At 54.6% G+C, this 22196-nt stretch carries 19 protein-coding genes and 1 pseudogene; 12 read left to right on the top strand and 8 right to left on the bottom strand.

Annotated elements, in window-relative coordinates; all coding sequences use genetic code 11:
• Positions 1 to 34: 34 nt before the first annotated feature.
• Both MUN86_RS04065 and MUN86_RS04060 read right to left on the bottom strand, forming a co-directional pair.
• Positions 35 to 940 (bottom strand): LysR substrate-binding domain-containing protein, encoded by a 906-nt coding sequence (locus MUN86_RS04065; RefSeq protein ID WP_245122061.1) that lies wholly within the window; start codon positions 938 to 940, stop codon positions 35 to 37.
• Positions 941 to 1008: 68 nt separating this feature from the next.
• A complete protein-coding gene (locus MUN86_RS04060; RefSeq protein ID WP_245122059.1) occupies positions 1009 to 1998 on the bottom strand; it encodes a M28 family peptidase in 990 nt (329 codons plus the stop codon).
• A gap of 76 nt (positions 1999 to 2074) precedes the next feature.
• On the opposite strand from MUN86_RS04060, the gene proB reads away from it, so the two are divergent.
• From proB to MUN86_RS32665, 3 genes are read left to right on the top strand one after another with little or no spacing between them, the layout of a single operon-like run.
• On the top strand, positions 2075 to 3166 hold the full coding sequence (proB, locus tag MUN86_RS04055; protein ID WP_245122056.1) for a glutamate 5-kinase: 1092 nt from the start codon (positions 2075 to 2077) through the stop codon (positions 3164 to 3166).
• A gap of 46 nt (positions 3167 to 3212) precedes the next feature.
• The gene (locus MUN86_RS32670) at positions 3213 to 3794 is read left to right on the top strand and encodes an aldehyde dehydrogenase family protein (protein ID WP_441319117.1); all 582 of its coding nucleotides are present in this window, start codon (positions 3213 to 3215) and stop codon (positions 3792 to 3794) included.
• Positions 3761 to 4456 carry a glutamate-5-semialdehyde dehydrogenase gene (locus MUN86_RS32665; protein WP_441319116.1) on the top strand — a complete coding sequence of 232 codons (696 nt, stop codon included), beginning with the start codon at positions 3761 to 3763 and terminating at the stop codon, positions 4454 to 4456. The genes MUN86_RS32670 and MUN86_RS32665 overlap by 34 nt, the downstream gene beginning before the upstream one ends.
• A gap of 46 nt (positions 4457 to 4502) precedes the next feature.
• Here the strand turns inward: MUN86_RS32665 and MUN86_RS04045 are convergent, their stop codons facing one another.
• Positions 4503 to 5027, bottom strand: coding sequence for an RBBP9/YdeN family alpha/beta hydrolase (locus MUN86_RS04045; protein ID WP_245122053.1), 525 nt, complete (start codon positions 5025 to 5027; stop codon positions 4503 to 4505).
• Between the two features lie 71 nt (positions 5028 to 5098).
• On the opposite strand from MUN86_RS04045, the gene MUN86_RS04040 reads away from it, so the two are divergent.
• Positions 5099 to 5692 carry a Uma2 family endonuclease gene (locus tag MUN86_RS04040; protein WP_245122050.1) on the top strand — a complete coding sequence of 198 codons (594 nt, stop codon included), beginning with the start codon at positions 5099 to 5101 and terminating at the stop codon, positions 5690 to 5692.
• Between the two features lie 22 nt (positions 5693 to 5714).
• On the opposite strand, the gene MUN86_RS04035 is transcribed toward MUN86_RS04040, so the two are convergent.
• Positions 5715 to 6044, bottom strand: a complete 330-nt coding sequence (locus tag MUN86_RS04035) for a hypothetical protein (protein WP_245122046.1) — start codon at positions 6042 to 6044, stop codon at positions 5715 to 5717.
• A gap of 299 nt (positions 6045 to 6343) precedes the next feature.
• On the opposite strand from MUN86_RS04035, the gene MUN86_RS04030 reads away from it, so the two are divergent.
• The 8 genes and pseudogenes from MUN86_RS04030 (at position 6344) to MUN86_RS03995 (ending at position 16481) form a co-directional block, all read left to right on the top strand.
• The gene (locus MUN86_RS04030; protein WP_245122043.1) at positions 6344 to 11698 is read left to right on the top strand and encodes an alpha-2-macroglobulin family protein; all 5355 of its coding nucleotides are present in this window, start codon (positions 6344 to 6346) and stop codon (positions 11696 to 11698) included.
• Between the two features lie 30 nt (positions 11699 to 11728).
• Entirely contained in the window at positions 11729 to 12208 is a 480-nt protein-coding gene (locus tag MUN86_RS04025) for a hypothetical protein (protein WP_245122041.1), read from the top strand.
• 230 nt (positions 12209 to 12438) lie between these two features.
• Positions 12439 to 12774 (top strand): hypothetical protein, encoded by a 336-nt coding sequence (locus MUN86_RS04020; protein ID WP_245122038.1) that lies wholly within the window; start codon positions 12439 to 12441, stop codon positions 12772 to 12774.
• Positions 12756 to 13229 (top strand): protease inhibitor I42 family protein, encoded by a 474-nt coding sequence (locus MUN86_RS04015; RefSeq protein WP_245122035.1) that lies wholly within the window; start codon positions 12756 to 12758, stop codon positions 13227 to 13229. Before MUN86_RS04020 ends, MUN86_RS04015 begins: the two co-directional genes overlap by 19 nt.
• A 356-nt stretch (positions 13230 to 13585) precedes the next feature.
• A complete protein-coding gene (locus MUN86_RS04010) occupies positions 13586 to 13978 on the top strand; it encodes a SpoIIAA family protein (protein ID WP_245122032.1) in 393 nt (130 codons plus the stop codon).
• A 297-nt stretch (positions 13979 to 14275) separates the two neighbouring features.
• Positions 14276 to 14697: pseudogene (locus MUN86_RS32225) on the top strand (transglycosylase domain-containing protein); the annotation flags it as partial.
• A 27-nt stretch (positions 14698 to 14724) separates the two neighbouring features.
• Positions 14725 to 15873: a penicillin-binding transpeptidase domain-containing protein gene (locus MUN86_RS04000; RefSeq protein ID WP_375379489.1), complete on the top strand. Its 1149-nt coding sequence runs from the start codon at positions 14725 to 14727 to the stop codon at positions 15871 to 15873.
• Complete coding sequence (locus MUN86_RS03995) at positions 15774 to 16481, top strand: penicillin-binding protein 1C (protein WP_245122025.1); 708 nt, start codon at positions 15774 to 15776, stop codon at positions 16479 to 16481. Before MUN86_RS04000 ends, MUN86_RS03995 begins: the two co-directional genes overlap by 100 nt.
• A gap of 154 nt (positions 16482 to 16635) precedes the next feature.
• Here the strand turns inward: MUN86_RS03995 and MUN86_RS03990 are convergent, their stop codons facing one another.
• The 4 genes from MUN86_RS03990 to MUN86_RS03975 all read right to left on the bottom strand — a co-directional run bounded on the left by MUN86_RS03990 (position 16636) and on the right by MUN86_RS03975 (position 22131).
• Positions 16636 to 17889 carry a glycosyltransferase family 4 protein gene (locus tag MUN86_RS03990; RefSeq protein ID WP_245122022.1) on the bottom strand — a complete coding sequence of 418 codons (1254 nt, stop codon included), beginning with the start codon at positions 17887 to 17889 and terminating at the stop codon, positions 16636 to 16638.
• 209 nt (positions 17890 to 18098) lie between these two features.
• Positions 18099 to 19217, bottom strand: a complete 1119-nt coding sequence (locus MUN86_RS03985) for a glycosyltransferase family protein (RefSeq protein WP_245122019.1) — start codon at positions 19215 to 19217, stop codon at positions 18099 to 18101.
• 453 nt (positions 19218 to 19670) lie between these two features.
• On the bottom strand, positions 19671 to 20954 hold the full coding sequence (locus MUN86_RS03980; RefSeq protein ID WP_245122016.1) for a lipopolysaccharide biosynthesis protein: 1284 nt from the start codon (positions 20952 to 20954) through the stop codon (positions 19671 to 19673).
• A gap of 742 nt (positions 20955 to 21696) precedes the next feature.
• Positions 21697 to 22131: an acyltransferase gene (locus MUN86_RS03975; protein ID WP_245122014.1), complete on the bottom strand. Its 435-nt coding sequence runs from the start codon at positions 22129 to 22131 to the stop codon at positions 21697 to 21699.
• Positions 22132 to 22196: the final 65 nt, after the last annotated feature.

The following is a 22196-nucleotide window of genomic DNA, read 5'->3' as shown; positions in this document are numbered from 1 at the left end:
GCTATTCCTTTTACAAACTGCTATTTGGAATAGGCTATTCCATTTTGGAATAGTAGCGCCGGGTGAACTGCACAAAGCTTTTGTAAGGCACATTGTTCTCGGTGCCTTTGCGCTGCACAAAATCGAAGTGTCGTACCAGATTCAGGTCACGGATGCGCACCACTTGCAGTTCGCCAGATTCCAGTTCTTTCAGCACCGCTTGCCGCGGCAGAAAAGCTAGACAGGTATCCACCCGCACGAAATTCTTAAGAGCTTCCGTGCCGCCGAGCCGCACTTTCACTGGCAAGTCGGTTAGCTTGATTTGGCGCGCAGCTAAGGCTTCTTCCAGCACGGCTAACGTACCGGAGCCCGTTTCGCGCAGGGCTACGGGTACTGTTAGCAGCTCACGGGCCGTGAGTTCTTGTTTGTAGATGAGGTTGCGAGGGGAGCACACGGCCACTACCTCGTCGGTGAGCAAGGGCGTGTAGGTGACGTTGCTGACTTTGTGAATGCCCTCGATAATGCCAAGGTCGATTTCGTGCTCTAGCAGCGCCTTCAGGATGTTCTCGCTGTTGCGGTTTTTGAGAGTGAGTTGGGTGTTGGGGTACTTGGCCAAGTAGGCCGATAACACCGGCGGAATAACGTAAAGCGAAATGGTGGTGCTAGCCCCAATCACCATGCGCACCTGCGGCGAGAAGTCGTTGCTGAGTGCCGTGAACTCTTGATGCAACTCATGCTGCAGCTGCTTAGCCAGTAGCAGTTTGCTGTACAGCAGTTCGCCGGCTGGCGTGAGAACTATACTGTTGCCAAGCCGCTCGAACAGGCCAGTCTTGTAATATTCCTCCAGCGCCTTTACCTGCTTGCTCACCGCCGACTGACTCAAAAACAACGTCTGTCCGGCTTTGGTGAAGCTGAGCTGTCGGGCCACTTCCAAGAAGATTTCGTGTGGGTGGGAGAGCATGAGCGCAAAATACTGCCTAGCCAATTTGGAACCCTATTCACCCTCTGCAAATTGAAACAGATAAGGCCTCACAAACCCATAATTGCCGCATACACACCGTTTACTACTTCTGCCATCCGTCGGAAATCCAGGGTGTCGATGGTGTCGGAGGGGAGGTGGTAGTTGGGGTTGCGCAGGAAGGACGTGTCGTTGATCATCAGCGCATCGTAGCCATATTTCCAGTAGTTACGATGATCGGACAGACCGGCTAGCCCCATTTCGGCGGGCAGATTGATGCGCTGCACGTCGATAACGGCTTGGGCTTTCATGAGTTCCTGCACCTGCTGTGTGAAGCCTTCTTGCCCCACGCGGCCTACCACCGTAATGAAGTTGCCGGTGTTGGGGTAGAGCGCGGCGATTTGCTCGTTAGGAAAACGTTGGGAGCCGGGCTCGTCGCGGAAGTAGCCAATCATTTCGTAGCAAAGCATGGCGCGCACGGTCACCTTGGCCTCGTGCAAGGACTTGGCGTGCACGGCGCTGCCCATGTACTCGGTGGCGAAGTAGGGCGGCTCCTCATTGGGGTATGCTACCAGCTCCACGCGGTACTTCTGGTTGGAGCCAAGGTGTTGCAGCAAACGAGCTGTTTCCAACAATCCGGCCACGGCGCTGGCATTGTCGTCGGCGCCGGGCTGGTCGCCGCACACGTCGTAGTGGGCACCTACTACCAAGCGCGGCGCATCAGCCGGCCCAAACCAGCAGATGATGTTGCGGTACTGCCGACCGTCGGCTTTGAAAGGTTGCTCTTCCACGTGGCCGCTTTCCAAACCTAGAAAAACGGCCTTGATATGGTCGGCCGCCGCGTTCAGAGAGTTCAGATTACGGTAATGACGCGCAGGTTGCAGGGAAGTCAGAAACTTCACATCCGCATACAATCGGTTTTGATCGGCACGCATAAGCTGGTGGGGTTGGGAAGTAGAGTGGGTGGAAATAACGCCGCGCTGCGAGTTGTGCTGCTCACAGGCCGCAACACCTAGCACCGCTACGAGCAGTCCGCATACCGCAATTGGGAGAGGAAGCATGCACCATAAACGAGGAAAATAGCAACGTGGCCATGCAAATCTCCCCTACCTTAACAGCGCAGAAACCTCGTGCAACATGGCCCTTTCGTACCAAAGAATTATCGTTAAGATCGGTTCCAACGTCCTCACGCAAGAAGATGGCCTGCCCGATGGGGGCCGCATTCAACACTTAGTGGATCAGATTGCCAGCCTCAAAAAAGAGGGCAAGGAAGTGATTGTGGTATCGTCGGGGGCAGTGGCGGCGGGGCGCAGCTTGGTTTCGGTTTCCGACAAAGCCGATGCCGTGAGCAACCGCCAACTATTGGCCGCGGTAGGCCAAGTGAAGCTGCTGGCTACGTATGCCGAGCTGTTTCGGGCGCACGAACTGGTGTGCGCGCAGGTGCTAGTGACGAAAGAGGATTTCCGGGACCGGCAACACTACCTGCACATGCAAAATTGCTTCCGGGCGCTGCTCCAAAACAACATCATCCCGGTGGTCAATGAAAACGACGTCATCTCCGTTACGGAACTGATGTTCACCGACAACGACGAGTTGGCCGGCCTCGTCGCGTCGATGCTGGACGCCGACGCGCTGCTGATTTTGAGCAACGTAGACGGTATTTTCGACGGCGACCCCAAAGCGCCCGGCGCGCAACTGATTCCGGTAATCGAGCCGACCACGACCAGCTTCTCCGGTTTCGTCACCACCCAACGCTCACAGTTTGGGCGCGGCGGCATGATAACCAAGTGCCACATGGCCCACAAAGTGGCGCAGTTGGGCATTGCAGTGCACATTGCCAACGGCAAAACGCAGAACATCCTGCCCCGCATCCTGAGCGAGGAAGTGGTAAACACCAAGTTCATACCCAACAAAACGGCATCGCGCAAGAAAAAGTGGCTGGCCCACGCCGAAACGGCCGCCAAGGGCGCTGTGCAAATAAATGCCGGTGCCAAAGTGGCCCTCACCACTCCGGGCAAGGCCACCAGTTTGCTGCCGGTGGGCGTGCTAGGCATCATCGGCACGTTCGAGAAGGGCGACATTATCCGGCTGCTCGACGAAGGCAGCAAGCCCATTGGCATTGGCATAGCCGAATACGGCTCTGACAAGGCCCTCGAACGCCTAGGCCTGCAAAACCAGAAGCCGCTGGTGCACTACGATTATCTTTTTTTGAATTCAGAAATCAGCTGAGTTACCTATCAAAAGTACTCCGGCCCCTTCTCCCGATCTTTCCGCTATGGATTTACAAGCCAGCTTCCAAGCCACGCAGGTAGCGAGCCGTACCCTCGGCTTACTCGCGCCTGAAAAGGTGAATGCGCTCCTGCTCGACCTGGCGGCCACCGCCGTTGCGCAGACGCCGTTTTTGCTCCGTGAAAACGAGAAAGACTTGGCCCGCATGGCCCCCGACGACCCGCGCTACGACCGGCTGCAACTCACGGCCGCCCGCCTCGAAAGCATTGCGCAGGACATAGAAAGCGTGGCCGCTTTGCCTTCGCCGCTAGGCAAGGTGCTGCTGAAACAGGAGTTGCCCAACGGCCTACAAATCTCGAAAGTTCGGGTGCCGCTTGGCGTAGTCGGCATTATCTACGAAGCCCGCCCCAACGTGACGTTCGACGTGGTAGCGCTGTGTTTGAAAACCGGCAATGCCTGCCTGCTCAAAGGCGGTTCCGACGCCAGCTTCTCCAACGAAGCCATCATTTCGGTGATTCACGAGGTCCTTTGCCGCCACGATTTACTTCCCTACTGCGCCACCCTGCTCCCCCCGACCGCCAAGCCACCGAAGCCTTGCTTTCTGCCGTTGGCTACGTGGACGTACTAATTCCGCGCGGCAGCCAGGGGCTGATTGAGTACGTGCGCCAGAATGCCAAAGTACCCGTCATCGAAACCGGCGCAGGCATCGTGCACACCTACTTCGACGAAACCGCCGACCTAGCCAAAGGTCGCGCCATCATCGCCAACGCCAAAACCCGCCGCGTAAGCGTCTGCAATTCCCTGGATTGCCTGCTGCTCCATGAGGCCCGCCTCATCGACCTGCCCGCGCTAGCCGCTCCCCTAGCGCAAGCTGGCGTGACTATTTACGCAGATGAGCCCGCCTACGCCGCCCTGCGCGGCCTCTACCCTAGCCAGCTCCTGCAACCAGCCGCGCCCGAACATTTCGGTACCGAGTTTCTGTCGCTGAAAATGGCCATTAAAACAGTAGCCAGTTTAGATAAAGCTCTAGCCCACATTGCCGCCCACAGCTCCAAGCACAGCGAAGCCATAGTTTCCGAGGACGCCGCGCACATCGAGCAATTCCTAAACAGCGTTGATGCCGCTGCCGTGTACGCCAACGCCTCCACCGCCTTCACCGACGGCGGGCAGTTTGGCCTCGGCGCCGAAATCGGCATCAGCACCCAAAAGCTGCACGCCCGCGGCCCCATGGGACTAGAAGAGCTAACCAGCTACAAATGGCTAGTCCGTGGCACCGGCCAAGTGCGGTGACCCCACCCCCGGCCCCTCCCCTTCGGGAGAGGGGCCGGGGGTGGGGTCACACTAATTCCATTAATAGCCTATGTCCTTCCGGCCATAAACCTAGGTTAGCCTCAGAATTGATGTGGCCTAGCGCACCCACGTTCACCAGCCGGCTACCCCACGCTTTGGCAAGTTGCTCTGCCCGCGTCAGCGTCATGTACTGGTCGTTGGTGCTGGCCACTAGGATACTCGGGAATGGCAGTTGCGCCAGTGGTATCGGGCGGAAGTCAGCTACTTCCGGCGGCAAGTCCGGCCGGTCTACATCGGCGGGAGCCACGAATAAGGCGCCAGCTATAGAATGTTGGGTTGTGGCCGCCCAATGCGCGATAGTAGCGCAAGCCAAGCTGTGCGCTACTAATACTACTCCTGGACCGGCCGCCGCTACCGCCGCATCAAGCGTCTGCACCCAATCAGCGCAAACGGGCTGGTCCCAATTATGCTGTTCCACGCGCCGGTAGCCGTAGTGCTGTTCCCAATGGGTTTGCCAATGTTCGGGGCCAGAATTGCCCAAGCCGGGCGCAACGAGGAAGGTAGCAGGCATAAGCACTTTGATTTTCCGACGAATATAGGCTGCTCCCGTATCTTTACTAACCACCGAAGTTCATCTGTGCTATGCCCCCTATCACCAGCTTTTCCCAACTCGATGTCAGCAAAACGTATTCCTACGCTGACTATCTGACGTGGCAGTTTGATGAACTTGTGGAGTTAGTCAAAGGCAAGGTTCGTCGTATGAGCCCGGCGCCACGCCGCGTCCACCAACGAATATCCGGTTACTTCTTTGCCACTACGTATACGCACCTCCTTGATCAGCGCTGCGAGGTATATCATGCTCCTTTCGATGTACGCTTAACTACTGCAGGCCCTAACGGTGATGCACAGATTACCACTGTTGTGCAGCCAGACATATGCGTAGTCTGCGACCCCGCGAAACTAGATGACAAAGGCTGCCTCGGCTCTCCTGACTGGATTATTGAAATCCTTTCGCCAAGCACAGCGGCTTACGATACAAAGGAGAAGTTTGACCTCTACGAGGAAAGTGGCGTGACAGAATATTGGATAGTATTCCCCGGTGAAAAAAGCATTGCGGCCTACGTGCTGGAAAATGGCCGCTACCAATCACGCGGCACCTATTTTGCCCCCGGCGATATGCCAGTACATACATTACCGGGCTTGCAGTTGCAGTGGGAACGGGTATTTGAGGAGTAGTCAAAAAACGGTATTTCCGGTGTTACTGCTCTTCTGGAAACAGGTCAACTATTCGAAACTTAAAGTCTTCCTCCTCCCTCACAATTAGCTGCGCCCATTCTGGTGCTTCCCACTTCATCGTGCGCATAAAGCTTATTAGCTCGTTTAAATTTAGATGGTTATAAGCGCCAATCAATAATGAGCACTCTAAACGTTTACTACCACCATACCAGTCTTGGGGTAGTTTTTCGTCCCTTGCTGACACAATGTAGAAAGGCGAATTATGGTGTGTAAAACGTCTAAGTTGTGCAATAATATTCTCCTCACCTTCTGATGTGGAGAAAGCAATGATAAGGTTAGTTACAACACTCATATACTCTATTTACTCAAAACTTGATTCGTTCTCAAATCTATACATAACATAGCTTAATCGCCGTTTTTATATACCTTCCGGAGTCTTTTCAAGCTCCTCCCTATCATGTTGTTTCGAACCGTTTCTCGCCTGCCGCTGCTGGTGCTGTTGGCATTGCTGTGCGCTTGCTCTAAGCCTGGTACCGACCGCGCAGATGCCCCGAGGGCGAGGAAATTGACCCGTATCAGAACCTGGTTTTTCTCTTCGATGAGGCCGTAGTAGGCAAGGATCAGCAGGCCCGGTGGGACACGGTGCAGTACGTGAAATTCCAGCCCGCCATGCGCGGCAAGTTCAAATGGACTTCCGACCGGGAGCTGGTGTTTTCGCCACTCACGCCGTTCCGACCGAGCACTACGTTTACCGCTGAGCTGCAATCCGTCACACTGCCTACCAACAAGCAGAAACTGACGCTACCCGAAAACCGCCGCAAGTTTCATACGCCATTCTTGGCGCTGAATGAGCCGCAGGCGTTTTGGGGCCGCTCTACGCGGGCGGCGGGCACGGCCGAAATGCGCCTGGAACTGCCCTTCAACTACAGCGTGCGGCCTTCGGATGTGAAGCCGCTGCTGCGCGTCACGCAGGACGGGCAGCCGGTGGCCTTCGAGGTCCGCAGCGCCGAGCCGGGCCAGAAAGTGAGCGTGGGCCTTACGCAAGAAGTCCGGACGGGTAGCCCGCTGACGGTGGCGCTGGCGCAGGGCCTCCGCGCCGTGGGCAGCGACCGAGCTTCTACCAGCGAGTACACCACCAGCGTGCCGGTGCCCGACCAGCAGGCGCTGGAAGTGCGTTCCATTGTGGGCAGTCTGCAAACCGCCGACCCCATCGTCACGGTCCAGACCAGCCAGCCGGTGAGCGAGGCGAATCTGCAAAGTGGCCTCACGGTGGTGCCAGCGGTTGCGTTTTCAGTGGAAGAGCTGGAAAGCGGCTTCGTGCTGAAAGGCGGTTTTGAGGCAGGCAAAACCTACCAGATCAGCTTAGCGCAAGGCTTGCCGGGCGCACTCGGCGGCCAGCTCGCCAGCGGCGTCACCGAAACTGTCAGCTTCGCGACCGAACAGCCGACCATCAGCTTCGCCAGTGCCGATAAGGCTATGTACCTCGATGCACTGGGTACGCGCAACCTCGGTATTCGCATCAACGAGGTGGAAAAGGTGCAGGTGACCATTGCCAAAGTCTACGCCAACAACATCCAGCAGCTACTGCGCGGCGAGCAGCAATACGGCTACCCCGAATACGACGAGGAAAGTGGGGAGAGCGAGGGAGAGGGCGAAGACGGCGAGTACGTGGACCGCTCCTACCGCTACTATGACATCGAAAACCTCGGCAATGTGCTCAACGAGCGCACTTACACCGTGTCGGGCCTGCCGAAGACGCAGGGGCTGCGGCTGCTGAACCTGGATATGAAGGATCTGGAGTTTTCGGGCGGACTGAAGGGTTTGTACGTGGTGAAAGTACAGGACACCGAGCGGCAGTGGCTGCAAGTCAGCAAGTTGGTGTCGGTATCAGACATCGGCATGATTGTGAAGCAGGGTAAGAGCGGCAGCACGCTAGTCTTTGCCAACTCCATCCGCACGGCCAAGCCGCTGTCGGGAGTGGAAATACGCTTTGTGAGTACCAACAACCAAGTTATCAGCACCAGCGTCACCAACCGCGACGGGGTAGCGAAATTCGATACGACTACCGCCAACTCCCGCTTCAAGCTCGGGATGATTGTGGCGCAACGCGAGTCGGATTTCACGTTTCTGGACTTGATTGGCAGCCGCGTCGAAACATCGCGGTTCGAGGTGGGCGGGCTGCAAAGCAACGCCGCCCGCTACCAAGCCTTCCTCTACGGTGACCGGGACTTGTACCGCCCCGGCGACACCATCCGCACCAATACCATCATCCGGACCGAAGACTGGAAAAGCCCGGTGGCCAAGCTGCCCGTCAAAATCAGGCTGCTGCTGCCCACCGGCAAGGAATACGCCAGCTTACGCAAAGAACTAACGGCGGCCGGGAGCTTCGAAGCCAGCTTTATCCTGCCGCCAAGCATCATGACCGGCACGTATACCATGGAAGTGCTGACCGGCAACGACGTGCTGCTGACCTCGCGGCAGGTGAGCGTGGAGGAGTTTATCCCGGACCGCATGAAGGTGACCGTAAAGGCCTCGCCCGCTGTGGTGAAGCCCGGCCAATCAGTTTCCGCGCAAATCACGGCCCAAAACCTGTTCGGTCCGCCCGCCGCCGACCGCAAGTTTGAGGTGGAGTTTGCACTGAAAGAAAAGGCCTTCAACCCGAAGAATTTCGAGGACTACGCCTTTGGTTTGAGTACTGGCGAACAGCGCCGAGGCCGCTACAACAACCAGCAAGCCACCCCGCTCAGCAGCCGCTTCGAGAACACCACCCGCGAAGGCAACACCGATGCTGCTGGCCGCGGCACGGCTACCTACGAAGTACCCAACTACACCGACCTCGGCACGCTGCAAGGCACGGCCTTTTTCACGGTGTTCGACGAAACCAGCCGGCCCGTCAACCGCCTCGCCACCTTCGAGGTGCAGACGCAGGCCGTCATGTTCGGGCTGAAGACCCTGCCCGAGATGTTCGACACCCGGGAGGTGATTCCGATACAATTGGTAGCCCTTACGCCAGCCGGGGTGCCCACCAGCGCCGAGGCCCGCGTGCAGGTGGTGCGTTTGCTGTGGGAAACGGTGATTGAGCGTCAGGGCGGCCGCTACGTCTACAACTCGCAGCGGCGCGAGGAGATTGTGATGGACCAGCGCGTGGCGGTAGGCAAGGAAGGCAACGCCAAAGGCCTCGGCTTTCCGGCCAGCTACTCCGGCGAGTACGAAGTGCGGGTGTCGCGGCCGGGCGCTGATACCTACGTGGCGCAGCAGGTGTACGCCTACGGCTACGGCGACACGCAAAGCAATGCCTTCGAAGTCAACAACGAAGGCGAGGTGACGATTGAAGCCGACAAAGAAAAATACCAGCCCGGCGAAACCGCCAGTCTGCTACTGAAAACGCCCTTCCCCGGCCGCGTGCTCGTGACCGTGGAGCGAGACCGGGTGCTCGACCATTTCTATGTGAATACCGACGAGAAATCGGCCCGCGTGAGTGTTCCCATCCGGGGTGGGCACGTCCCGAACATCTACGTGACTGCTACCGCCATCCGCGAAATCACCGATAACCGACTGCCCCTGACGGTGGCCCGCGGCTTCGTGCCGCTGGTGGTCGAGAAGCCGGATACTAAGCTGGCCGTAGCCATTAAAGCGCCCGAACTAAGCCGCTCGCAAGTGTGGCAGACGGTGGAAGTACGCACCGCGCCCAACGCCAACGTAACGCTGGCCATCGTGGACGAAGGCATCCTGCAAATGAAGGATTACCGTACGCCCGACCCCTACGGGTATTTCTACCAAAAGCGCGCCCTCGAAGTGAACGCCTACGACGTGTACCCCTTCCTGCTGCCCGAACTCGGTACCAGCTCCTCGGGCGGCGACGCTTCCGACCTCTCGCGCCGCACTTCGCCCGTGCCTTCGCGCCGGGTGCAGCTGGTGGCTAAATGGAGCGGCGTGCTCACCGCCGATGCCAGCGGCCTCGTGCGCTACAAGTTGCGCGTGCCGCAGTTTAGCGGTGCCTTGCGCATTATGGCCGCCGCCTACAAGGACGACGCTTTCGGCTCCGCTGAACAAACCATGCGCGTCGCCGACCCGGTGGTCATTTCAACGGCCCTCCCCCGCTTCCTCAGCCCCGGCGACACGATAGACGTGCCCGTGACACTGACGAACACGACGAAAGAGCCTATAGTTGTTTCTACAAATTATAAGCTCACAGGTCCACTCCAATCAATCGATTCTGATTACCAAGGTGGCGTCGATAGAGTTCCTGTTTTTAAAACTCCATTCTCAGGAATTGCAATACTAGTTAGGCCTAACTCGGAGAAGCAGATTGTCTTTCATATGAAGGCTGGTCCTTCAATAGGAAACAGTAGCATCACTATTTCTGCTGTTGGCAAAAAAGGAAACACAGAAACCTTCACCGAAACTATCGAACTCCCCGTCCGTCCTGCTTCGCCGCTCCAGAAGCGCACGGGGGCGGGCGTGGTAGCGGGTGGCGCGACGCAGCAGCTGAACCTAACGACCGATTTCCTTCCGTCGTCGATGCGGAGCCAGCTGGTGGTGAGCCGCTCACCGATGACCGAGTTTGCCAAGGACCTACGCTACCTGTTGCAATACCCGTATGGCTGTTTGGAGCAAACTGTGTCGGCGGCTTTCCCGCAGCTGTATTACGGGGATTTGGCGGCTTCCCTAGGCCAGAAAACCGGTAAGCCCGGCAAGGCGGGCCTCTTCAACCCCAACTACCACGTGCAGGAAGCCATCCGCAAGGTGGAGTCGCAGCAGATGTACAACGGCAGCCTCAGCTACTGGCCCGGCGGCGACTACGACAACTGGTGGACCACCGCCTACGCTGCCCATTTCCTGCTCGAAGCCCAACAAGCCGGCTTCGCCGTGAACAAGAGCGTGCTCGATCGGGTGCTAGCCTACCTGCAAGCCCGCACCAAAAAGCGCGAAACCAACACTTACAACATCATCAAGACCGGCGGCGTGATTCAGCCGGTTACGTTGGCGAAAAAGGAAATTGCCTACTCGCTCTACGTGCTGGCCCTCGCCGGCCGCCCCGACCCGGTGGCGCTCAACTACTACAAAGCCAACCGCAAGCTGCTGGCCGAAGATTCGCGGTGGGTGCTGGCCTGCGCCTTTGCGGTGGGCGGCAACCAACGCAGCTTCCGCGAAGCCCTACCCACCCGCTTCGGCACCGCCATCATGGCCGGCCGAGAGTTGGACGGCTCGTTCGCCTCCCCCATCCGCGACGAAGCCCTGGTACTCAACGCTCTCCTGTCCGCCGACCCGGCCAACCCGCAAGTGAACACGCTGGCCCGCCAGCTCAGCCGCCAAGTGAAGTCGGCGCAGTGGCTGAACACGCAGGAGCGCGCCTTTTCGCTGCTGGCGCTCGGCAAGCTGGCTAAGAAAAACGCCGGCAGCACCGTCACGGCCACGATTCTGGCCAATAGCAAAGCCATGGGCAACTTCACGGGCAAAGACCTCACGGTAAATAACGTAGCCAACCACCAGCTCGCCCTGCGCACCCAAGGCCGCGGTAGCCTCTACTACTTCTGGGAAACCGAAGGCATCAGTCGTAGCGGTCAGGTTATCGAAGAAGATTCGTACCTGCAAGTCCGCCGGCAGTTCCTAGACCGTAGTGGGGCACCGGTTGGCGCTACCTATTTCAAGCAAAACGATTTGGTGGTGGTCAAAATCACCATCCAATCGGCGGAAAGTGCTGGGGAAGTGAAGAACGTGGCCATCACCGACCTACTGCCCGCCGGTCTGGAAATCGAGAATCCGCGCATCGGGGCCGTTCGGGACCTGACTTGGGTCACCAACGCCACCCAACCCGACTACCTCGACGTCCGCGACGACCGAATCAACCTTTTCACCACCGTCGATACCACCCCCAAGTCGTTCTACTATCTGGCTCGCGCCGTTAGCAAAGGAACTTTCAAGCTCGGTCCCGTCAGCGCCGATGCCATGTACAACGCCGAGTACCACAGCTACAACGGGGCCGGCGTAGTGCGAGTGCGATAGAGAATCTTATTCAACTTAAACCCATGAGTTGTGATGCTGCAAGAGATAGGCTTCTACTTTTTCGTTCTGCTCTGTGCCCTTCTGGTGGCTATACCTGCCTTTGCTGTCGCACGGTATATAATTCGCCGGTTCTGGCCTATGCAAGAGCATGGCAATAGGATTACTATGCTTGCAGCAACTGTTGCTACACCATTTTTATGTGTAGCCGGGCTATACCTCATTCTTGGCATCTATCTATACTATCCACACCGGGATTTCAATTCAGATAGATGGGCGGCTGAGAAAATGCAGCGTTACGAGATGATAGAGAATTTACAAGACTCGCAGCGCTTGCTAGGCCTCTCGGAAAAAGAGGTTGTTACTTTGCTAGGTGCGCCAGACCAACATATAGGTCAATACTGGGAATATTATTTAGGGATGAAGCCCAAACTATTTCCTATTGATGGCGATGCCCTGTCCCTGGAGTTGAGTGATGGCAAAGTGGTTCGTTACTTTATCCACGAAACATAGAACCCATTTTTACTATCTCTAGTAGTTCAGCTATTGCCTGTATGAGGCTAAATAATAAAGCAAAGGGTATCAACCAGTACTATCCAGAGAAAGTCTGACAACTAGTTTCAGCAAGCTCTACAACAGCCTTTCCGGCGTTTAGCCGTACACTTTCTCACAGTCCTGATACAGCCGGCGGCTTAGTAAGCGTCGGCTGTGTTGCTGTTGGCTGGTGGCTAATCCGTAAGACCGTGCTGAACCTGTTGCGCATTACTTCAACCTATTTATTGCATTCCTTTAGGGGCTTTCCGAAGGCAGTATTTCTGCTATGGGCAGCTTTTTTGTTGGCGCCTTCAGCGTATGCAGATATCGTTACGCTGACAGCCAACGACAACGGCAAGCAAGTTCAGCTCAACGTGGGCGACCAACTTGTGGTGCGCTTACCAACCATTTCGCCTCGCTTTGGCTGGCGCCTCGCACAGGTCTATCCCGGCCAACTGACCGTGACTACCACTAATATCCTGCCTGGTTTGAGTAGCGGCGTTCCGGGGCGCCGGCTACTTATGAGATGCACTTTCAGGCCGTAGGCACTGGCGGCCTCGATTTGGCACTGCTTTCAGCGGCACCGGGCACTAGCTACTCGTCGCTTAACGGCTATTTCCACGCTTACATCACCATCGATCAGCCGGGCGTAGCCAAGAATGTGAACATCACCGAATACGGCAACCACAGCAGCGTGAAGGTGAACCAAGGCGACCAACTACTCATCAAGCTGGATACGACGGTAGGGTCGCAGTACACGTGGGAGCTGATGCCCCTGGCCGACGACATTGTGCAAGCCGTAGCGCCACCTACCGAACAGCCCCGGAAGAAGCCAAAGAAAGCGAAGGCAGGCACTCCCGAAGACATTGCTTTTCAGTTCCAAGCCCTGAAACCCGGCAAAACGACACTACGCTTTTTATATCGGAACACAGCCAGCAATGAAGCGCCTCCTAAGCGCGACTTCGAGTTGCAAGTGGAAGTACCAGAGCCGCCTAAGTAAAACAGCCCTTTACTGCTAACAGATTTGCCGAGTGATGCCGGAACCCTACTGCTGTTGGTTTCCGGATTGGATGCGTGTTTGGAAAGGTTAGTCTTCTCGGTGGCATCACTCTAGCGCTATTATTTCACGAGCTAGCCAGCTTCTTAGGCAATTGTTTTGGCAAGGCTATCAAGTTCTTAGCTTGGCCTACGGCTAGCTGACCGCGCGTAAGCACCTTATTTCATAATTTATACAGAATCAACTTGTGACTTTGTAAGTAACTCAGCCGTAAAAGCCTTTACACACTTCAAGCAAGCGGACGAGCTACGTTTCCTTTTCCGTAGTAAGCAAAAGTACCTTTTAGCCTTTTGTCAGACATGTTCGACACCACCGATTATCCCGAACAAAACCTGTTCGCCCTCACTATATCGGGCGCCCTCACTAAAGAGCACTACGATGCCATTATCCCGTTGCTAGAGCAGAAAATAGCGCGCTGGGGCAAAATCAATATGTACCTCGATGTGCGCAGCTTCAGCTACATCACGGCAACTGCCCTCTGGGAAGACATCAAGCTAGACGTCAAGCATTGGGGCAATTTCAATCGGGTGGCCATCACCAGCGACGACAGCAATTTGCTGAAAGCCGCTGCTGCCTTGGCGACCTTGGTGAGCCCAGCGGAAGTCCGCCATTTCCCACTGGAACAGAAAAGAGAGGCTATCCACTGGGCCTTAAGCGAAGAAACGGAAGTTGCGGCCTCCCATACCGCTTAAGAATACAAGTCAGCCTTCTGCACTAAGATCAAAAAAGAAGCCTGCACCGTGTGCAGGCTTCTTTTTTGGCACCTAACATCTTCTAATCTTGCTGAATTACTACGCGCTTAGCTGATATTTGGCTATGAATCGGCAGATTGGATTTCGGGTACTAGGAAGCGTACTGGCAGGGTTGCTCGTGCTGTTCGCGCTTGACCGAATGTTTCCCCTGCCCCGGCTCCTCTCTATTCACCTATCGTGCTGGCAGCCGATGGCACAGTGTTGCATGCCTACCTCAACCCCACCCAAAAGTGGCGCATGAAAACCGAGCTGCGCGAAATCACGCCGGCCTTGCGCAAGACCATTATTGAGAAGGAGGATCGGTGGTTTTACTGGCACTTCGGGGTGAACCCAGTGGCGTTGCTGCAAGCCGCCGGACGCAACACGTTTGGTACGGGCCGCACTACGGGGCCAGCACCATCACCATGCAAGTGGCACGAATGCTAGAGCCTAAGCAGCGCACCTTCGGCAATAAGCTGCTGGAAATGCTGCGCGCCACACAATTGGAAGCGCATTACAGCAAAGCGGAAATTTTGCAGCTCTACCTGAATCTGGTGCCGTACGGCGGCAACGTGGAAGGCGTGAAGTCAGCCGCCTTGCTTTACTTCCAGCAGCCCCCCGACTATCTGTCTCTGGCCCAGACCGTCACGCTGGCTATCATTCCGAACAGGCCGCGCGGGCTGGTACTTGGCAAAAACAATGCGGCCGTGCTGCAAGAGCGAAACCGCTGGCTCCGCCGTTTCGGGGCCGCTGGCTTGTTTACGCAGCAAGATATAGCTGATGCCTTGCTTGAACCGCTGGAAGTCCAACGCCACGCCGCGCCTACACTGGCGCCGCATTTGGCTAGACGGCTAGTGCGCCAGTTTCCGGGTGAGGCTATTATCCGCAGTAGTGTGCAGCGCAACAAGCAAAGCAAGGCCGAAGACCTCACCCGCAACTACGTGCGCCGCCTTTACGAACTCGGCATCACACAAGCGTCCGTGCTAGTCGTCAACAACCGCACCCGGCAAGTGGAAGCTTATGTGGGTTCAGCCGATTTCCATGGCTTCAGCAGCCAGGGTCAGAACGACGGGATAGTAGCCGTTCGGTCGCCGGGCAGCACGCTCAAGCCCTTTCTGTACGCGCTGGCCATGGACCGGGGCCTCGTTACGCCCAAGCTGGTGCTGCCCGATGTGCCCACCAATTTTCAGGGTTATCGACCCGAGAATTTCGATAAGCACTGCAACGGCGAAGTAACGCTGGAACGCGCGTTGGCCTACTCGCTCAACATTCCGGCAGTGCGCGTCCTCAACGAGCTAGGCGTGCCCACCTTCACCGATAAGCTCCGCCAAGCCGGCTTCCAGAACGTGACCCGCAACCGGGCTAACTTGGGATTGAGCAGCATCTTGGGTGGCTGTGGCGCCAGCTTGGAAGAACTAACTAATCTGTACGTGACGCTGGCTAATGATGGGAGGTACCGGGAGTTGCAGTACCGGTTACCCCACCCCCCAGCCCCCTCCCCTCCGGGAAAGGGGGTGCCAAACGATTCTCGTCAGAACACTCCTCCCCTCCCGGAGGGGAGGGGGTGGGGGGTGGGGTCCCGCTTGTTTCTCCTGCCGCAGCCTTCCTTACTACCGATATCCTGGCGCAGCTTACGCGCCCCGATTTGCCGCTGGGTGCAGCCAGTAGCCTCCGCCTGCCAAAAATTGCCTGGAAAACCGGCACTAGCTACGGCCGCCGCGACGCCTGGAGCATTGGCTACAACAAGCAGTACACCGTGGGCGTGTGGGTGGGCAACTTCAGCGGCCACGGCAGCCCCGCCCTTACTGGGGCCGAAATTGCCACACCCCTGCTGTTCGATGTATTCAATGATTTAGCCTACAACTCACCCAACGATTGGTTTGTACCACCTGCTGCTTTGGACTTCCGGCTGGTGTGCGCCGAAACGGGCTTGGTCCCTAACGAAACCTGTTCTAATCAGATAATCGACTACTTCCTGCCCGGCGTGTCGGAGGGGCGACGCTGCCAGCACCAGCGCGAGGTACTGCTGTCGGCGGACAGCCACTTTGTTTATTGCCGGGCCTGTGCGCCGGCATCAGGCTTCCGGCGCGCGCTGTACCCGAATCTGCTGCCGGAAGTAGCGGCTTACAAAGAAGCACAAGGTATTCCGTACCAACGCCTGCCACCGCACAACCCCGCCTGCCAGCTAGTGCGCGGCGGCGCTGAGTCGGCTCCTACCATCACCTCCCCCACCGCCAATACCGAGTACGTCCTCAACCACCACGAGCAGCAACAGTTGCTCCTGAGTTGCACTACCGACAACGAGGTGCGCCAAGTGTACTGGTACGTCAACGACAAGTTTCTGCGGGCCGCTGCCGCTACTGAGCGGGTTTTCTTCAAGCCCGCGCCCGGCCCCCTGAAAATTTCCTGTGCCGATGACCACGGCCGTAACACCGACGTGGTTGTGACAGTCAGCGAGATGTAATGCCTACTTGCAAAGTTGCGCAACAGCACGAAGCCTGCGCTTACCCTATCGTTGATAAGTTAAGCGCAGGCTTCGTGCTGTTGTAGCCCTTATAGGTTGTAAGCGGTTGTTTTCACCGCCGGCGGTTCTTCTTCGGCAAAACCTCTGCAAAGGCTTATACCAGGGACTGCTGGTGCTTCATGATGGCCGCCGTTAGCTCCCGACCATACACTTCCCAGGGGCGCGCCCGGGCAGATTCGAGGGCGGCGCGGCCTGCCTCCGCAACGCTAGCCGGGCGACGAAGCATTTCTTCGATAGTCGAAACCAAGGCTTCCGTCGAGCCAGCTTCCACTAGCCAGCCATTGCGCCCGTGCTCGATAAGGTCGGGGCCCGCGGTACGGTCGGTGGTAATTACGGGTACGCCCTGTGACATAGCCTCGGTGATAACCAAGCCGAAACCTTCGAACAGCGAGGGAAACACAAATACGTCGTGCTCCCGCATAATAGTCAGCACCTGGTCGTGAGGCAAGCTTGGAATCCAACGGTGCTTGGCTAGCGCCTCATCCAAAGGCTTGCAGTTGTCGCTGCCTTTTCTGCCGACCACGGTCAGTTCGACATGACGGCCAAGAATATCTACAGCCGCAAATAGATTGGCGATGCCTTTGCGCTGCGAGAGTCCACCCACGAAAAGCACCTTCAAAGGCCGGCCGCTGCCTAAGCTGCTATAGTCGCGAGGGCTGCCGACAGAAGGATAACCGTAAGGAATAACCTCAATGGGCGCCAGCGGACCAGGGAAGTCCTGCAACGTTTTGGCGGTGAACTGACTGGCCACAAAAATCCGGTCAGCCAACCGCAGTTCTTCATCTTTACGGGCTAGTTTAGCGGCCGAATCCTCGAATCCGGTTAAGGTAGGCGCCCACGCCGGCCACTTCTGGCGCTCGGGCTCCAACAGCCGCAACGACGCACGCCAATAGCCAATCGGCAGGTCATACAAGCACTGTAGTCCTAGCTTTTTAGCGGCCCGGAACGATTCAACGGCTCCGTCTTCATACGCATAAACACCCTGCACGCCACGCTTCTTTCCGGCCGGCAACCTATTTGCAATGCGACGGTCCAGGCTTTGATAAATAGCATCGACGCTGAAATAGCCGGTTTCGTGCCGGTTCAAGCCAGATAACCCCGCTTTGCCGGCAAGTATCCGACCAGCTTGCCGCCACGGCCACATGTGCGCAAATGGCTTAAGTACCGGATCATAGCGGCGGCGCCTGATTTCGGCAAGCGCACCAATTCCTCCTAGTCCATCGAGCACAGTACCCGGAAACGACGCAATAGTGGTGTGAAACTCCGCCAGCAGATCTGCCTCTGCTAGTCCACTAGCCGCAGCACGCACATTGGCATTACCGGTGGGGTGAGAGTAGATCAATTTCATGAACAAAGAGAATTAGAGGCCACTAGGCTCGAGATTAGCAGTCGGGTGCAAATAAGGCATAAGACGATGCGTATCACGTGTGATACACGCCTCACGTAGATTGAAAGTGCCTCAGTTGACGTACTAGCACAAGCCATTTTAGAAATCAAATATATCTAGCTAGGGAAGGCGGAAAGCTGGGTAAAAAATAATTCCGCGCAGCCTTGCCATTACTTGGTGGCAGTAGTAAGTGCCTGCGCCATAACCCGAGCTATTTCTGGAACAGTACTCGTGAATTGTGGCGACTCGATGTTCGATAGGTATGCACCCAAAGCCCCCGGCTGATACTCTGCTATGCCAACTGGCTGCTCCAAGCTTGGAACGCCACGGGGCCACCAAGCTCTCGCAATGCACAGCACTGGCAAGCCATGCTCAACCATGGCAGCTACCGTTCCGCTTTTTTCTGTTACCACCAACGACGTGGTGGATAGCCCGATGGTACCGTTGCGCAACACTTCCGATATTTTCTCGGCTGGCTGCTCCCCCAATATGCTGACTGATAGACCTTCGTCTTGCCAGGTCTTAACGAATGGCTCCAGATTAGCGCCGCATCGCCCAATGGTAGTCAGGGAGAACTGCGTGCCTTTGGTTTTAGTCAACTCAGCCGCTTCTTTGGCGAGTTGCGCAATAGCGGTATCCGGGTGAATGGTGCCGAATATGATAACGGACACATTGTCCTTTGATGCGTTGGTATCCAGCTTTTTCGTGCTGGTTACGGGGATATTGGCAAACAAAGGCAAATAATCGGCTTTAAATCCGAGGCGCCCGAGCAGAAGCTGGTAGAGGCGAGTTTGGGTGTGCATAACCGCAGGGCGCAGCGTCCTCACCATGGACTTTATTAACTGCTTCTGGACCCACCCCCACATGATGTGCTTTAGTGGGGCATCAATAAATACCCCAACCCACAACTCGTGGAACATGATGTGCCAACGTCTTCCCTGGCCTAAGCGCGCCAACGATTCACTGAGTCCCCACGGTAGCCCTTTGGGCTGAAACGCAAATGCAACGTACTGCAAACTGAGCCAGTCGGGGTTGATTTCGTCTATCCACCGTTGAGCAGCCGCAAAACGGGCGGTTTTGCTATGAGAAGCCGGAATTCGAAAAACCGGCACCTGCACCTGCTCTGCCTGCTGCGTACTCAATAGCTCCGCCTCAACATAGGTGTCGTGTAACGCGAGAGCCGCAACTTGATGACCCTGATGGATAAGTTCTGCTGCTAAACGCCTAGCATAATCTCCAACCCCATCACGACCAGGCTCCAACGAACCACAAACGAAAACTATTTTCATATTTTCTTTACGCCTTACGCGAGAGACTATCTAGAGAATTACGTGAGAAATGATTTTATAAACTAATGTAAAACCAAACTTCCTGCTCGAATACGAAGACATTAGCAAATCTGTTGTTCATTGCAAAAGTAGAACTAACCAAAATGCGCCTGGTCTTTTTACGATTCACGTCTAGGTAAACAAGCTGTTACTATTTAATACAAAGACTATAACAGGCTACAATGATGCAATTATTTAAGCTATGCCATTCTACAACCCTCACTGTTTAATATACAATGTGTTTTTAATTTTTTTTAAGGAAAGCTAAAGATTAAGAGCTCAACACGAAACTTCAGCAATTGCTTTAACTCTTTCTTTAGAAGCATTTCTGTTACGCTTCAACTTGCAAGATTAAGCAATAAGCCACGCGTAATAGCACAATATTTTATAAGCTCAATAGCCAGCTAATACACACTAGCTAGCTACTTCTACCTCTTCCGACTTTGTTATTTTAAGAGTACCATAAATGATATAAAGCAGCGCCTGCATTATTGAGATAAAAATATTGAGAATAAGAGCCCCTTTCAACGTAGATACGTCAATCAGCATAATGCCAATAATTACTGCAGCAATTTCCAATGAAATGGTTATGGCAGGATTAGTTGCCCACCCTCTGCTAGAAACCAGAGAGAATGATATACCAGTAATTAAATTAAGACAGCTACCTATAATACTTAAAACGAGTTCTATATTCAAACCCGAATAATTTTTACCTAGTATCCATAATACTTGGGTTGGGAACATCCACACCGTTCCAACAATAAAGATACTTAAAACCAATAGACCCGCCTGAATCTGAAAGTAACGCGTTAGGAGCACGGCTTTACCCGCCGATAAGCGGGCAAAACGAGGTATCACCAAGGTCATTAAGAGCATGGTGAAAAGGCTGAGCATTGTGGATAGTCTCGACAATGCGCCTATTTGCGCAATAGCCGCAGTGGTGCCGAAAACGGACATCAACCACACTGTAATTTGGCCAGAGGCACTATAATAGACAGCACCTGGCAAAACTCGCTTTACCACCTTCAAAATGGCCGCCCTAATTTCAGGATCTGGTTTCTGCGTAAGGTCAGCGTACCCGGCCGATATTTTCTTGAGCCGGAAATTGCCCCAGATTTGAGGTAATCCTGCGGCTAGAATCGCTACGAAAGCCCAAGGAAAGATGAATATGGTAAGCACCAGCAGCGCCAAGCGGCCAATGTTGACGCCCACTTGGTTTTTCTGCAACGGAGCAATGTCTTGCCGTAGCTTAGGAGCAGTTTCGAGTAGGGTGTTGGATAGCCCAGTGAGAAACGTGGGGATTGTGGCCAGCAATAGTAAGACCGACATTAGCCAACTGGCCCCATGGTGACGCAAAAGCCACAACAGGATTGGCGATGCGATAAGCAAACTACCAATTGCAAACTTCTTCCGAAGGTCGAGGCCAGTGACAAGGACTGTTCCGAGTCTTTCTCGGTCCTGCCACACCTTTCCACCCTGTGCTAGTACCCCAGTTGATATACCACCGTCGGCCAGAAGCACCATGGTGCCGAGCATTGTATTGGCCAGCGTGTAGAGAGCGTACTCCTGCGTCGGAAGCAGACGAATTACTAAAATTCCGCAGAGGAAACTTATGGCTTGTACTACTATTTGCGCTGACCCAGTAATGGTAATCAGTTTGCCCCACTCCAATGCTCGCGCATAGTTGGGATGTTTCACTATGCGTTGAACCGATGCCCTCATAAAAAAAACTACCTGTGACTGAAAGACTTGCTAGTACGTGAAGATTTACAGAGCAACTGCTCCTTTACTAGATGCTTTCATGTGTTTGTTCGCGCTGTAACTTGTACTTAAATATGTTGATGTATAACTATTTATAAACATATGCACCAGTTTCTTTCGATCATCTAAGTTGTCTACAGATTTATCATATTTTATTGCTACAAATATCCCCCATTATTTCGGATTGTTCTTTATTAAGAGCATTATAAATATTTATATACGGTAGTAAGCAACTCAGTTTCTGTCTTGAAAAGTGGCTTTTAAGGCATCCTGGCCCCTGAACGACAATACTTCTAATACACACATTGAGGAGCCGCTAACCGTTTCTTAATCAAATAAGTAACAGCTGCATTGCTCATAAGCAACACATCCTATCATGCAGCCAGCGACCACGGCGACACCCTGCTAACATGCAGCCACTATAAGACGCACCTATACATACGCTGCCTTCTCTCATGTTCCTTCACCAAGGAACATTGCAGCACGGATCCGTGCTCCTATCTATGTCCTTTCATCTGCAACTCTCTTATTCCTACTATTCTGTAAGCGAACAGCAACAAAAGAGTTGGCAGTAATGAACTGCCAATTATTAACACTGCTACAGTGCTACATACTTAACTGATCTTACAATCAACAAACAATAAAATTTACCTTCTATAATTTAATAGACACTTAATAATTAATTAAACAATCTATCATACGAGGCATTATAATCTAAATTCTGAATTCGCTGGCTTTTAAGTACAGCAGGCATTCCCAGATAAATACCGAAAGGCTCGGTTGATTTTGTTAGCAGTGACTTCGCACCCAAAACCGATCCTTTTTTCATGCGGACGCCACCTAGCAACATTGCATCGGCGCCGATGAAGACGTAATCCTCTAGCGCTATTTCACTTTGCCTTCCTACGCACTGCGGATGGTTCATATCATGATCCGCTGTCATCAGCTTCACATAAGGAGATATTGACACATTATTGCCGATAACAATACCACCTCTATTATCAATCCGGCAGAACTGATTGATAGTACTGTTTTCTCCCATCCAGAACGTATCCGGGGTATTGAACTTACAGCCTAAGTGTATACTGCTGCCTTTACCAATAGTAAAGCCCATAATCTTTCTATAATAGAAAAGCCTTATAGAATGACTCGGGACATAAGAAATGAAAAAGTTACACA

The organism is Hymenobacter volaticus, assembly GCF_022921055.1.
Lineage (GTDB): Bacteria > Bacteroidota > Bacteroidia > Cytophagales > Hymenobacteraceae > Hymenobacter > Hymenobacter volaticus.
The sequence above is the reverse complement of the archived record's forward strand: the minus strand, read 5'-3'. Positions and strand labels throughout refer to the sequence as shown.

Bases quoted from the DNA above. Each gene is read 5' to 3' on its own strand.
- MUN86_RS04065 (WP_245122061.1), bottom strand. From the start codon at position 940: ATGCTCTCCCACCCACACGAAATCTTCTTGGAAGTGGCCCGACAGCTC.
- MUN86_RS04060 (WP_245122059.1), bottom strand. From the start codon at position 1,998: ATGCTTCCTCTCCCAATTGCGGTATGCGGACTGCTCGTAGCGGTGCTA.
- proB (WP_245122056.1), top strand. From the start codon at position 2,075: ATGGCCCTTTCGTACCAAAGAATTATCGTTAAGATCGGTTCCAACGTC.
- MUN86_RS32670 (WP_441319117.1), top strand. From the start codon at position 3,213: ATGGATTTACAAGCCAGCTTCCAAGCCACGCAGGTAGCGAGCCGTACC.
- MUN86_RS04045 (WP_245122053.1), bottom strand. From the start codon at position 5,027: ATGCCTGCTACCTTCCTCGTTGCGCCCGGCTTGGGCAATTCTGGCCCC.
- MUN86_RS04040 (WP_245122050.1), top strand. From the start codon at position 5,099: ATGCCCCCTATCACCAGCTTTTCCCAACTCGATGTCAGCAAAACGTAT.
- MUN86_RS04035 (WP_245122046.1), bottom strand. From the start codon at position 6,044: ATGAGTGTTGTAACTAACCTTATCATTGCTTTCTCCACATCAGAAGGT.
- MUN86_RS04015 (WP_245122035.1), top strand. From the start codon at position 12,756: ATGCACTTTCAGGCCGTAGGCACTGGCGGCCTCGATTTGGCACTGCTT.
- MUN86_RS04010 (WP_245122032.1), top strand. From the start codon at position 13,586: ATGTTCGACACCACCGATTATCCCGAACAAAACCTGTTCGCCCTCACT.
- MUN86_RS03990 (WP_245122022.1), bottom strand. From the start codon at position 17,889: ATGAAATTGATCTACTCTCACCCCACCGGTAATGCCAATGTGCGTGCT.
- MUN86_RS03985 (WP_245122019.1), bottom strand. From the start codon at position 19,217: ATGAAAATAGTTTTCGTTTGTGGTTCGTTGGAGCCTGGTCGTGATGGG.
- MUN86_RS03975 (WP_245122014.1), bottom strand. From the start codon at position 22,131: ATGGGCTTTACTATTGGTAAAGGCAGCAGTATACACTTAGGCTGTAAG.